The sequence below is a fragment of the Phyllobacterium sp. LjRoot231 genome (genome assembly GCF_964253365.1).
In the GTDB taxonomy this organism is placed as follows: Bacteria; Pseudomonadota; Alphaproteobacteria; order Rhizobiales; family Rhizobiaceae; genus Phyllobacterium.
This window is the reverse complement of the sequence record NZ_CAXUQT020000001.1, coordinates 3,337,005-3,349,184: the sequence shown is the minus strand read 5'-3', so window position 1 is coordinate 3,349,184 and position 12,180 is coordinate 3,337,005. Positions and strand designations below refer to the sequence as shown.

Sequence of the window (12,180 nt, the reverse complement as noted above, 5' to 3'; positions counted from 1 at the left end):
TATCAAGCAGGTGGCAGGAGGTCCCTCTAAGCTCCTGCCTGGCCCATCACCGCAAGAACCAATCGGGGACGCGGTAACCTGCTGAAAAAATGCGCAGATTGCATATTTTATATGCATGGAGTGCGGATTGGCGGCTTGGGTTACGGGTTCAGGCGGTGTGTTAGGGCCTGTGCTGCCTGCGGAGCGCGCACTTTGCCTTCGTGGATGAAATAGACGAAAACATCGCGAGGGTGCTTTTCCGGATGCTGCTTCGGAGAGGCCAGCGGCAGGTCATCCGGTACATCGCCCTTTGCCCAAAGTTTGGCACGGTCTGCCCATTTGTCGAGCGCCTTCGGGGGATAGGCGGTTTCGATGGCATCATCCCCCTTCTGCAGGCGGGCATAAACGAAATCAGCGGTCACGTCGGCAATTTCCGGATATTCGAAATGCTCCGCATAAACCACCGCGACATCCTTCTTGCGGGCGAGGGCAATGAAATCCGGATCGATGAAGGAAGGATTGCGAACCTCGACGGCGTGACGCAGGGGAAGGCCGGATTCCTTCTTCGGCAGGAGATTGAGGAAGGCGCCGAAATCATCCGCATCAAACTTCTTTGTCGGCGCAAATTGCCAGATCAGCGGTCCTAGCCGGTCGCCAAGTTCGGCGAGGCCGGATTTGATGAAACGCTGCATCGATTCGCCAGCTTCGCCGAGAACGCGGCGGTTGGTGACAAAGCGATTTCCCTTGACCGAGAAAATGAAGCCATCCGGCACCTGGCTTGCCCATTTGGCAAAAGTCTCAGGCTTCTGCGTACCGTAATAGGTGCTGTTGATCTCGATCGTCTGCAGATGTTGGCCTGCATACTCCAGTTCCTTGGTCTTGGAGAGACCCTCTGGATAAAAGGTGCCGCGCCAAGGCTCGAAAATCCAGCCGCCAATGCCCGCCCTTATGGTTCCGCTGGTCATCTCCGTCTCCTCCCTTGAAGATCGATTATTCTGCCGCGGCTTGCGCCTTGTGTCCCGGACGCCGGCGCAAGAGCTCCCTAAGGAACTGGCCGGTATAGGAGCGTTCAGCCTCGACAATATCCTCCGGCCGGCCGACAGCCACGATCTCGCCGCCGCCATCGCCGCCATGCGGTCCAAGGTCGATGACCCAGTCGGCCGTCTTGATGACCTCGAGATTATGCTCGATCACGACGACAGTGTTGCCCTGATCGACGAGTTCGTGCAGCACTTCGAGCAGCTTTGCCACGTCATGAAAATGCAAGCCAGTGGTGGGCTCATCGAGAATATAGAGGGTGCGGCCGGTCGCCTTGCGCGACAGTTCCTTGGCGAGCTTGATGCGCTGCGCCTCGCCGCCGGACAGTGTGTTCGCCTGCTGGCCGACATGGATATAGCCGAGACCGACCTTGGCGAGCGTATGCAGCTTGTCACGCACGGCAGGAACCGCAGCGAAGAACTCGGCGCCTTCCTCGACGGTCATGTCGAGCACATCGGCGATCGACTTGCCCTTGAACAGGACTTCCAGCGTCTCGCGGTTGTAGCGCTTGCCGTGGCAGACATCGCAGGTGACATAGACATCCGGCAGGAAGTGCATCTCGATCTTGATCACGCCATCGCCCTGGCAGGCCTCACAGCGTCCGCCCTTGACGTTGAACGAGAAGCGGCCGGGCTGGTAGCCGCGTGCCTTTGCTTCCGGAAGACCGGCAAACCAGTCACGGATCGGCGTAAATGCACCCGTATAGGTTGCGGGGTTGGAGCGCGGCGTGCGGCCGATTGGCGACTGGTCGATATCGATGACCTTGTCGAGGAACTCCAGCCCCTCGATGCGGTCATGATCTGCCGGATGTTCACGCGAACCCATGATGCGGCGCGACGCGGCTTTGAACAGCGTCTCGATCAGGAACGTGGATTTGCCGCCGCCGGACACGCCGGTAACGGCCGTGAACGTGCCGAGCGGAATTTCAGCCGAGACGTTTTTCAGATTGTTGCCGCGCGCGCCAACAATTTTAATGCGCTTCTTGTTGACCTTGCGCCGCTCGGAAGGCACCGCGACTTCGATATCACCGGACAGATACTTGCCGGTCAGGGATTTCGGGCTGGCCATGATATCGGCAGGCGTGCCTTGAGCGATGATCTCGCCGCCATGGATACCTGCAGCCGGGCCGATATCGACGACATAGTCGGCGCTGAGGATCGCATCCTCGTCGTGCTCGACGACGATGACGGTGTTGCCGAGATCGCGCAGGTGGCGAAGTGTTTTGAGCAACTGTTCGTTATCGCGCTGATGCAGGCCGATTGATGGCTCATCCAGCACATAAAGCACGCCAGTCAGGCCGGAACCGATCTGCGAGGCCAATCGGATACGCTGGCTTTCACCACCGGACAGCGTGCCGGAATTGCGCGACAGCGCCAGATAGTCGAGCCCGACATCATTGAGAAAGCGCAGGCGCTCACGGATCTCCTTGAGAATGCGTGCGGCGATCTCGGTTTGCTTCTCGTTGAATGTCTTGTCGATGTCGCGGAACCACGCATCCGCATGGCGAATGGATTTTTCGGTGATCTGGCCGATATGCAGGCCGCCGATCTTGACGGCCAGTGCCTCGGGCTTGAGCCGGTAGCCATTGCAGGCCGGGCAGGGCGTGCCAGACATGAAACGTTCGATTTCCTCACGCGACCAGGCGGAGTCGGTCTCTTTCCAGCGGCGCTCCAGATTGGGAATGACACCTTCGAACGGTTTGGTGGTGCGATAGGAGCGCAGGCCGTCATCATAGGCGAACTGCACCTCGCGGCTGCCCGTACCGTAAAGAATGGCTTTCTGGGCTTCCTCGCTCAAATCGCGCCAGCGATCACCAGACTTGAAGCCATAGGCAGCGCCAAGCGCGTCCAGCGTCTGGTTGTAGTAAGGCGAACTCGACTTCGACCACGGGGCGATAGCGCCGTTCTTCAAGGTCAGGCTTTCGTCCGGCACGATCATTGTCGGGTCGATGGCCTTCTGCGTGCCGAGACCATCGCACGTTGGACAGGCGCCAAAAGGATTGTTGAACGAGAACAGGCGAGGCTCGATCTCCGAAATGGTGAAACCCGATACGGGGCAGGCGAACTTTTCCGAGAACATCAGCCGTTCATGCGTATCGTTCTTGGACTTGTTGGCGGATTCGCTGGCCGTTTCGTCGGCCGGGAGTGGCTTGTCGGCAAATTCCGCGACGGCGATCCCGTCGGCGAGTTTCAGGCAGGTCTCGAGACTGTCGGCAAGACGAGCGGACATATCGGGCCGCACGACGATACGGTCCACCACTACATCGATGTCGTGCTTGTATTTCTTGTCGAGCGCCGGGACATCGGCGATCTCGTAGAAAATGCCGTCAACCTTGACGCGCTGGAAGCCGCGCTTCTGCAGGTCGGCGAGTTCCTTGCGGTATTCGCCCTTACGGCCGCGTACGATCGGCGCAAGGATGAACAGGCGCGTGCCTTCTTCAAGCGCCAGCACGCGATCGACCATCTGGCTGACGGTCTGGCTCTCGATCGGCAGGCCGGTCGCGGGAGAATAAGGAATGCCGACGCGCGCATAAAACAGGCGCAGGTAGTCATAGATCTCGGTGACGGTGCCGACTGTCGACCGCGGGTTGCGGCTGGTTGTCTTCTGCTCGATGGAGATAGCCGGCGACAGGCCATCGATCTGGTCAACGTCAGGCTTCTGCATCATCTCGAGAAACTGCCGCGCATAGGCGGACAGGCTCTCGACATAACGCCGCTGCCCTTCGGCATAGATCGTGTCGAACGCGAGCGACGACTTGCCCGATCCCGAAAGGCCGGTCATGACAATGAGCTTGTCGCGCGGCAGATCGAGATCGATGTTTTTCAAATTGTGTTCGCGGGCACCGCGAATGGAAATGTACTTCTGATCGCTCATGTCTATCTGCCTTTGAGAGGGCACGCTATTTGGAAGGAGGTACTGCCCTCTGGCGAGAGGCTTTCCTATATTTAGAAAGTCTCTTCCGTTTTACGAGGTCAAACCCAGTTGGAATCACCATAGCCATGTTGACATTGTTAGAGCAAGTGATAGAACAAAAAAAGAACAAACTGCGCGAGCTCTACTGACATAGTGCTGACAGGGTGTGAAAGCAGGTCTCGTTTAGGCGTTGATTGTAAAAACCAGCTGCTGTGCGGCTCACGGCTTCATCGCGGGCGTTGAAAGTCTCCTGACAAATCTGGCAGGAGCATTCCGACGGACGTCGATGCGGGATATGGCCGGGAACTGTATATTGTGGATAGCGGTAATCAGTTGCCCGCCATGAATGCGGCTTCTGTATGATGGCGCAAATTTTAAAAACGGAATTTATGGAGTTCAAATCATGGCAGGCAGTGTCAACAAGGTCATTTTGGTAGGAAATCTTGGCGCTGACCCGGAAGTCCGGCGGCTCGGTTCTGGCGATCCGGTCGTCAATCTTCGTATTGCGACGTCGGAAACCTGGCGTGACAAGAACAGCGGCGAGCGCAAGGAAAAGACCGAATGGCACAGCGTCGTTATCTTCAATGACAATCTTGCCAAGGTTGCCGAGCAGTACCTGAAAAAGGGCATGAAGGTTTATCTCGAAGGTGCTCTGCAGACCCGCAAGTGGCAGGACCAGACGGGTAACGACCGCTATTCGACGGAAGTCGTGCTGCAGAAGTTCCGCGGTGAATTGCAGATGCTCGATTCCCGCGGTGAAAATGCTGGCGGTGGACGTTCGTTCGACAATAACTCGAGCCGCGGCCAGGTTTCGGACAATGATCATGGTTCGGATTTCGGCCGTTCCAGTGCATCGTCGAGCAGTTCCTCGAGCGCAGGCGGCAATTTCTCGCGCGATCTCGACGACGAAATTCCTTTCTGAGGCGCGGTTGCAATAGATATCAGATGAATAGCGCAAACGCCCAGTCATGATGGATGATCTGGGCGTTTACGCTGGACTTTTCACGGTCGCTTTCATTGCCGCAACCGTTCTGCCAATGCAGTCGGAAGCCGCACTCGCCGGACTTCTCCTCAGCAATTCCTTTTCGCCGATAGTCCTGATTGCCGTGGCCAGCGCGGGTAATGTGCTTGGATCTGTTGTCAACTGGCTGCTCGGTCGAGGCATAGACAGGTTTCGCGACCGCAAGTGGTTTCCGGCAAGTCAAACGCAGCTTGATCGCGCCGCGTCGTGGTATCATCGCTATGGCAAGTGGACACTGCTCTTGAGCTGGGCTCCGATCATTGGCGATCCGCTGACGGTGGTTGCGGGTGCCCTGCGGGAACCCTTGCTCAGTTTCGTGATACTTGTGGCGATTGCCAAGATTGTCCGTTACCTCATGGTTTTTGCAGTCACAACGGGCTTTTGAACTGCTTTCAAGGATGCATCTTGGCACCTTTGGTAACCTTGTCGACGAGCTTTTTATCGGCGCGCATGGCGATGCCGACGACTTTCGCATCGTCCGGCGCGAATTGCGCGAAGACAGCGCGGTTGGCCGTATCGTGGCCGGTCGAAAACATTTCCTCGATATAGAGACAGGTTTTGATATCGCGTTCGAGCGAACGGCGGTGAATATTTGAAATCGTTGCCTGATCGGCAGCCAGCACAATCACAGGCTGGATGGAAAGTGGATTATAAGTGTTCCCGGCCCTGTCACGATAGGGCTCGCCGATCACGTCGGGCGATTGCGCAACAATGCCGCTGGTCAGAAACGCAGTCACATTCAATGCCTGCCATGGGGCCATGTCGTTTCGCAACACAATTGCAATTTTGGTATCGAACATTGATATAGTTCTCCGTCAGTCAGGGAAGAATTGAGCCTATGCAGGACATTTTAGGCAAAGAGGCTGCGCGTGGTCTTGGACGTTTGTGCAAACTTCCCGTGCAGGACACAATTACATCTGCGCCGTCCAATCCGGGCCTTGAACGCATCGAAGCGCGGTTTGCCGGCAATGCGTATGACCTGCACCGGCACGACACCTATGCGATCGGCGTGACGCTGCATGGTGTGCAGACATTCTGGTATCGCGGGGAGCGGCGCCACAGCATGCCCGGCAATATCATCGTGATCCATCCGGACGAGATGCATGACGGCGCCGCTGGCACCGATGATGGCTTGCGCTATCGCATGCTCTATCTGGAACCGGCGCTGGCGCTGCAATCGCTAGGCAACCGCCAAGGCGCATTGCCATTCGTCAACGATCCTGTCATCGCTGATCCGGCGCTACATGGTGCCTTGGCTGCAGCTCTCGGCAATCTTGACGAGGAACTGGATGAGCTGCTGGTCGACGATGTCGTTTCGCAGCTGACTCTCGGCTTGGCACGGCATGCAAGGCAGGATGCCAGACCATTGGGCGCGCCGGCGATCCGGCAAACGCAATTGGCACGCGATTATCTCGAAGAGCACGCCTTGCGTCTTGTGCGATCGGATGAGCTGGAAGCGGTAAGCGGGCTTGATCGCTACGCTTTATCCCGGCACTTCCGTACGCTCTATGCCACGAGCCCACATCGCTTTTTGTTAATGCGGCGCTTGCAACGGGCGCGCGAGATGATCAAGACGGGCGAACCGCTTGCCGGGATTGCGGTGGAAACGGGGTTCACCGACCAAAGCCATCTCAACCGGCAGTTCAAGAAAGCCTTCGGCATGACGCCTGGACGATGGGCGGCGCTGGTCGGGGTCGATCCTCCGAGAGACCTCTCGATAACTCATCCCTGATCGGCATTTCATGCAATTGTCGCAGTGCAATTGGTCTGTTAGACAGGTCTCGGTCTGCGCATCGGAGCCTCGTCATGACAGAAATCCAGACGCCATCCCATACCAAACACCGCCTTGTCGTCGTCGGCGGAGGTTTCGGCGGCCTGGAGGCTGTCTATAATCTCCGTAATGTCGATATCGACATCACAATTATCGATCAGCGCAATCACCATCTCTTCCAGCCGTTGCTGTATCAGGTCGCAACATCGACACTGGCCACCTCTGAAATTGCCTGGCCGATCAGACACCTCGTGCGGAAGTACAAGAACGTCAAGACCTTGCTCGGCACTGTTGAAAGTGTCGATACAGCTGCCCGGACGGTTTCGACCGCTGACGGCGAGACCATCCCCTATGACACATTGGTGCTGGCGACCGGAGCGCGCCACGCCTATTTCGGTCACGATGATTGGGAACCTTACGCCCCCGGTCTGAAGACGCTGGAGGATGCGACGATGATCCGCCGGCGTATTCTGACCGCATTTGAAAAGGCCGAGCGCGAACCGGATCCTGCCAAGCGTACAGAATATCTGACCCTTGTGATCATTGGCGGCGGTCCGACCGGCGTCGAGATTGCGGGGACGATAGCCGATCTCGCCCGTGATACGCTCAAAGGTGATTTCCGGGCCATCGATCCAGCGACGACGCGTGTCGTGCTGATCGAGGGTGGCCCTCGGGTGCTCCCTGCTTTCAGCGAAGATCTTTCGGATTATGCGAAACGGGCGCTGGAAAAGCTTGGCGTGACCGTTCATCTCGGTCATCCGGTTACCGAATGCCATGCGGACGGTGTTGAATTCGGTGGTCAATCGCTGCGCGCCAGGACCATGATCTGGGCGGCGGGCGTGCAGGCCTCGCCAGCGGCCAAATGGCTGAACGCGCCGTCGGACCGGGCCGGACGCGTTGTCGTCAATGCCGATCTCACTGCACCGGATCATCCGGAAATCTTCGTGATCGGCGACACGGCGACCGTTTCGAATGGCGGCAAGGGCACCGTGCCGGGCATTGCACCGGCAGCGAAGCAGCAAGGCCAGCACATCGCCGGGACGATCAAGGCGAGGCTCAGTGGCGATCAGACGCCAAGGCCGTTTGTGTATCGCCATGCGGGCGATCTCGCGACCATCGGCAAGCGTGCGGCGGTTACCGATTTCGGCTGGATCAAGCTCAAGGGCTATCTCGCCTGGTGGCTCTGGGGCTTGGCACATATCTATTTCCTGATCGGCGTGCGCAACCGATTGGCCGTGGCACTGAGCTGGTTGTGGATTTCCGTAAGCGGTGTTCGAAGCGCGCGATTGATCACGCAAAGGGATGCCGCGGATGAAATCAGAGCGGAAGCGGGGTTGAATTGATCATCGTGCGACCGATCTGGTGTTTCTTCACGTTAGCGATGGCTCTCGCATTGCCGGGGACACCCGCGCTGGCATCCGAACAGGCTTGCGGCAAAGGCGAGCCAATCTATTCCACCCGAGAAATCGGATCAGCCCTGCTGGCCTGCTGGAGTCGTCCTGCCGGTGCTGAAGGCATGGAAGCCGCGCTACGGTTTTCACTGCGCCGCGACGGCAGTGTGATCGCCACCCCGCGCGTCACCTACAGAAAGGCCGGGGGTGATTGGGTCGTCAAGGAGGCGTTTGTTGCTTCCGCACTTGAAAGCGTCGACAAAGCAGTGCCGCTGAAGATAGCGCCCGAACTTGGTGAGGTCATCGCTGGCAAGCCGTTGACGATCATATTCGGCGAGGACATCGACGTTCGGCTCAGCTCAGGCTATTGACCATCAGGCGTGAACGAGCGTTCTGATACCGTCTGCAACGAACTGGACGGCAAGGGCAGCGAGAATGACACCCAGCAGCCTGGTCAAAATTGAGCGGCCTGTTTCGCCTAGAAAACGGTCGATGCGCTCAGCAAGGAAAAACACAACATAGCAAGAGGCTATGCAGATCAGGATGATAACGATCAGCGCGAGGCGCGAGGTAGCATCCGAGAGGGTTCCGGCAAGAAGGATGGTTGCGGAAATCGCGCCTGGACCGGCAATCAACGGTATCGCCAAAGGGAAGGCGGCGATATTGCGAATATGATCCTTTGTGATGGCAACCTCGGCGCTTTTCTCCTTACGCTCGTTGCGCCGCTCGAAGATCATCTCGAAAGCTATCCAGAACAACAGGAGACCGCCCGCAATACGGAACGCACCCAAGGTTATGCCGAACAGGGCAAGGATCTGTGCACCGGCTATGGCGAAAACCGTCAAGACAATGAACGCCGTGAGGCTGGAGCGGAGTGCGACCTGACTGCGCTCCCCTCGATTCATGCCGGTTGTCAGGGCCAGAAACAATGGCGCCAGACCCGGTGGATCGATTGTTACCATGAGCGTGACAAGGGCATTGAGAATGGTGTCTGAGTACGCCACGATTTTGCTTTTCTTTTCTGTTTAAAGCTGCACCAACCCAGCCGTTATAGCTGATTCAACGTACCGGATTCGGTATCCAACGTCGAGAAACATACAATTCAGCCCAGAAGTTTTTCACCGCATGAGAAATACTATTTTATCTCATTGATATTAAAGGGTTTTCAGCTGTGTATTACCGTGCCGTTTATTGGCTTTTGGCTTGAAAAGCCTCTATAAGATCAAAGATTGATTCTATCCGAAAGATGAGTGCCTCGTGTCTGATTTAACTCCACCTCCTGGCTCCGAAGACGATAAATCCGGACCGTCCTTCGGGATCGAGCCGATTTCCATAATCGAGGAAATGCAGCGCTCCTATCTCGATTATGCGATGAGCGTGATCGTCAGTCGCGCACTGCCCGATGTGCGCGACGGCCTGAAGCCTGTGCACCGGCGCATCCTTCATGCGATGAACGAAATGGGCCTGTCGTGGAACCGGTCTTACCGCAAGTCGGCGGGTGTCGTCGGTGAAGTGATGGGTAAATACCATCCGCATGGCGATGCCTCGATTTATGACGCGCTCGTTCGTATGGCGCAAGACTGGTCGCTGCGCGATCCATTGGTCGACGGGCAGGGCAATTTCGGCTCGATCGATGGCGATTCCCCCGCGGCGATGCGGTACACGGAATGCCGTCTGGAGAAGGTCACGGAGTCGCTGCTCTCCGATATCGACAAGGAAACTGTCGACTTCCAGGACAATTATGACGGCCGCGAGCAGGAGCCTACGGTTCTGCCGGCGCGTTTCCCTAATCTTCTCGTCAATGGTTCGGGCGGCATCGCCGTCGGCATGGCGACGAACGTACCTCCGCACAATCTGGCCGAAGTCATCAACGGCTGTATTGCGCTGATCGACAATCCGGCGATCGAATTGCCGGAAATGATGGAACATATTCCGGGTCCGGACTTTCCGACCGGTGGTCTGATCCTTGGCCGCTCCGGTATCTACTCGGCTTATAGCACAGGCCGCGGCTCGATCCTGATGCGCGGCAAGGTCGCTGTCGAAAGCATGCGCGGTGACCGCGAGGCCATCATCATCACTGAGGTGCCTTATCAGGTCAACAAGGCGACGATGATCGAAAAGATGGCCGATCTGGTGCGCGAAAAACGCATCGAGGGCATTTCGGACATTCGCGATGAATCCGATCGTGACGGCTATCGCGTTGTGGTCGAACTGAAGCGCGATGCCGTCACTGACGTCATTATCAACCAGCTTTATCGTTTCACGCCGCTGCAGTCGTCTTTTGGCGCCAACATGGTGGCGCTCAATGGCGGCAAGCCGGGACTTCTGAACCTTCTCGACATATTGCGCGCTTTCGTCAGCTTCCGCGAGGAAGTCGTGAGCCGCCGCACGAAATTCCTGTTGCGCAAGGCGCGTGACCGCGCCCATGTCCTGGTGGGTCTTGCCATCGCAGTCGCCAATATCGACGAGATCATTGCGCTGATCCGTCGGGCTCCCGATCCGCAGACGGCGCGTGACCAGTTGATGGAACGCCGGTGGCCTGCGAGTGATGTCGCTCCGTTGATCCAGTTGATTGCGGATCCGCGTCATAAGCTCAACGACGATAACACCTACAATCTGTCGGAAGAGCAGGCGCGCGCCATTCTCGACCTCCGGTTGCAGCGCCTGACGGCGCTCGGACGCGATGAAATTGCCGATGAACTCAACAAGATCGGCGTCGAGATTGCAGATTACCTTGAGATTCTTGCTTCGCGCTTGCGGATCATGGGCATCGTCAAGGACGAACTTGTGGCCATTCGCGACGAATTCGGTACGCCGCGCCGCAGCGTCCTGACCGATGGCGGCGCAGATATGGACGATGAAGACCTCATCGCCCGCGAAGACATGGTCGTGACCGTCAGCCACGCCGGTTATATCAAGCGCGTGCCTTTGGCGACCTATCGCGCGCAGCGCCGCGGCGGCAAGGGCCGTTCGGGCGTATCAATGAAGGATGAGGATTTCGTCACACGGTTGTTCGTCGCCAACACGCACACACCGATGCTGTTCTTCTCATCGCGCGGTATCGTCTACAAGGAAAAGGTCTGGCGTCTGCCGATCGGAACACCGCAATCGCGCGGCAAGGCCTTGATCAATATGCTGCCGCTCGAACAGGGCGAACGCATCACCACGATCATGCCGCTGCCGGAAGACGAGGCGAGTTGGGCCAATCTCGACGTGATGTTTGCCACGACGCGCGGAACGGTACGCCGTAACAAGCTGTCCGACTTCGTTCAGGTCAATCGCAATGGCAAGATCGCGATGAAGCTGGAGGAAGACGGCGACGAAATCCTTAGCGTCGATACGTGTGACGAATTCGACGACGTGTTGTTGACTGCTGCCGGTGGCCAGTGCATCCGCTTCCCGGTGACCGATGTGCGCGTCTTCGTCGGGCGCAATTCGATCGGTGTTCGCGGTATTTCGCTGGCTCCAGGCGATGAAATCATTTCGATGGCTATCCTTGGGCACGTGGAGGCAAGTCCTGCCGAACGCTCGGCCTATTTGAAGCAGGCTGCTGCCGATCGACGCGCGCAGGGTGCGGACGACGCAGAAGAGGTCGCGCTCGTTGGTGAGGAAGCAACCGACGTGGCGGACCTTTCGCCGGAACGCTATGCGGAACTGCGTGACCGCGAGCAGACTGTTCTGACGGTCAGCGAATATGGATATGGCAAGCGCTCATCATCCTATGAGTTCCGCGTCTCCGGACGTGGCGGCAAGGGTATCCGGGCAACCGATACGTCGAAGACGGATGAAATCGGCAAGCTTGTATCGCTCTTCCCGGTCGAGGCGTCCGACCAGATACTGCTTGTTTCTGACGGCGGTCAGCTGATCCGCGTGCCGGTCAACGGCATTCGTATCGCTGGACGCTCAACGAAGGGCGTGACGATCTTCAATACAGCCGATGGCGAGAAGGTTGTTTCGGTGGAGCGGATTTCTGAAACAGAAACCGATGATATCGAGACTGAAATTCCAGTTGAAAGTGAAGAGATATCGCCGGACACAACAAACGGCTCTGAAGAAATCTAGAGCTG

At 57.5% G+C, this 12,180-nt stretch carries 10 protein-coding genes; 6 read left to right on the top strand and 4 right to left on the bottom strand.

Translation table 11 applies throughout. The features are described 5' to 3' along the window. Nucleotides 1–140: 140 nt before the first annotated feature. Both ACSQ3H_RS16500 and uvrA read right to left on the bottom strand, forming a co-directional pair. Nucleotides 141–944, bottom strand: a complete 804-nt coding sequence (locus ACSQ3H_RS16500) for a DUF72 domain-containing protein (RefSeq protein ID WP_436118044.1) — start codon at nucleotides 942–944, stop codon at nucleotides 141–143. 25 nt (nucleotides 945–969) lie between these two features. Continuing rightward, nucleotides 970–3,891: an excinuclease ABC subunit UvrA gene (gene uvrA, locus ACSQ3H_RS16495; protein ID WP_436118043.1), complete on the bottom strand. Its 2,922-nt coding sequence runs from the start codon at nucleotides 3,889–3,891 to the stop codon at nucleotides 970–972. Between the two features lie 442 nt (nucleotides 3,892–4,333). Between uvrA and ACSQ3H_RS16490 the strand changes: the two genes are divergently transcribed. Both ACSQ3H_RS16490 and ACSQ3H_RS16485 read left to right on the top strand, forming a co-directional pair. Beyond that, nucleotides 4,334–4,852 (top strand): single-stranded DNA-binding protein, encoded by a 519-nt coding sequence (locus ACSQ3H_RS16490; RefSeq protein WP_436118042.1) that lies wholly within the window; start codon nucleotides 4,334–4,336, stop codon nucleotides 4,850–4,852. Nucleotides 4,853–4,901: 49 nt separating this feature from the next. Next, nucleotides 4,902–5,336, top strand: a complete 435-nt coding sequence (locus tag ACSQ3H_RS16485; RefSeq protein WP_436119480.1) for a YqaA family protein — start codon at nucleotides 4,902–4,904, stop codon at nucleotides 5,334–5,336. 7 nt (nucleotides 5,337–5,343) lie between these two features. On the opposite strand, the gene ACSQ3H_RS16480 is transcribed toward ACSQ3H_RS16485, so the two are convergent. Further along, nucleotides 5,344–5,751: a DUF2000 family protein gene (locus tag ACSQ3H_RS16480; protein ID WP_436118041.1), complete on the bottom strand. Its 408-nt coding sequence runs from the start codon at nucleotides 5,749–5,751 to the stop codon at nucleotides 5,344–5,346. A 38-nt stretch (nucleotides 5,752–5,789) separates the two neighbouring features. Between ACSQ3H_RS16480 and ACSQ3H_RS16475 the strand changes: the two genes are divergently transcribed. The 3 genes from ACSQ3H_RS16475 (at nucleotide 5,790) to ACSQ3H_RS16465 (ending at nucleotide 8,484) form a co-directional block, all read left to right on the top strand. Continuing rightward, the gene (locus ACSQ3H_RS16475) at nucleotides 5,790–6,683 is read left to right on the top strand and encodes an AraC family transcriptional regulator (RefSeq protein WP_436118040.1); all 894 of its coding nucleotides are present in this window, start codon (nucleotides 5,790–5,792) and stop codon (nucleotides 6,681–6,683) included. Between the two features lie 74 nt (nucleotides 6,684–6,757). Then, nucleotides 6,758–8,065: an NAD(P)/FAD-dependent oxidoreductase gene (locus tag ACSQ3H_RS16470; protein ID WP_436118039.1), complete on the top strand. Its 1,308-nt coding sequence runs from the start codon at nucleotides 6,758–6,760 to the stop codon at nucleotides 8,063–8,065. Then, nucleotides 8,062–8,484 carry a hypothetical protein gene (locus ACSQ3H_RS16465; protein ID WP_436118038.1) on the top strand — a complete coding sequence of 141 codons (423 nt, stop codon included), beginning with the start codon at nucleotides 8,062–8,064 and terminating at the stop codon, nucleotides 8,482–8,484. The genes ACSQ3H_RS16470 and ACSQ3H_RS16465 overlap by 4 nt, the downstream gene beginning before the upstream one ends. A gap of 3 nt (nucleotides 8,485–8,487) precedes the next feature. Here ACSQ3H_RS16465 and ACSQ3H_RS16460 read toward each other — a convergent pair whose 3' ends face one another. Next, nucleotides 8,488–9,117 carry a MarC family protein gene (locus ACSQ3H_RS16460; RefSeq protein WP_436118037.1) on the bottom strand — a complete coding sequence of 210 codons (630 nt, stop codon included), beginning with the start codon at nucleotides 9,115–9,117 and terminating at the stop codon, nucleotides 8,488–8,490. A 340-nt stretch (nucleotides 9,118–9,457) separates the two neighbouring features. Here ACSQ3H_RS16460 and gyrA point away from each other — a divergent pair, with 340 nt between their 5' ends. Further along, complete coding sequence (gyrA, locus tag ACSQ3H_RS16455) at nucleotides 9,458–12,175, top strand: DNA gyrase subunit A (RefSeq protein ID WP_436119479.1); 2,718 nt, start codon at nucleotides 9,458–9,460, stop codon at nucleotides 12,173–12,175. Nucleotides 12,176–12,180 lie beyond the last annotated feature (5 nt).

Coding starts and splice junctions, on each gene's coding strand:
- uvrA (WP_436118043.1), bottom strand. CDS start 3,891: ATGAGCGATCAGAAGTACATTTCCATTCGCGGTGCCCGCGAACACAAT.
- ACSQ3H_RS16485 (WP_436119480.1), top strand. CDS start 4,902: ATGGATGATCTGGGCGTTTACGCTGGACTTTTCACGGTCGCTTTCATT.
- ACSQ3H_RS16470 (WP_436118039.1), top strand. CDS start 6,758: ATGACAGAAATCCAGACGCCATCCCATACCAAACACCGCCTTGTCGTC.
- ACSQ3H_RS16500 (WP_436118044.1), bottom strand. CDS start 944: ATGACCAGCGGAACCATAAGGGCGGGCATTGGCGGCTGGATTTTCGAG.
- ACSQ3H_RS16475 (WP_436118040.1), top strand. CDS start 5,790: ATGCAGGACATTTTAGGCAAAGAGGCTGCGCGTGGTCTTGGACGTTTG.
- ACSQ3H_RS16490 (WP_436118042.1), top strand. CDS start 4,334: ATGGCAGGCAGTGTCAACAAGGTCATTTTGGTAGGAAATCTTGGCGCT.
- gyrA (WP_436119479.1), top strand. CDS start 9,458: ATGCAGCGCTCCTATCTCGATTATGCGATGAGCGTGATCGTCAGTCGC.
- ACSQ3H_RS16480 (WP_436118041.1), bottom strand. CDS start 5,751: ATGTTCGATACCAAAATTGCAATTGTGTTGCGAAACGACATGGCCCCA.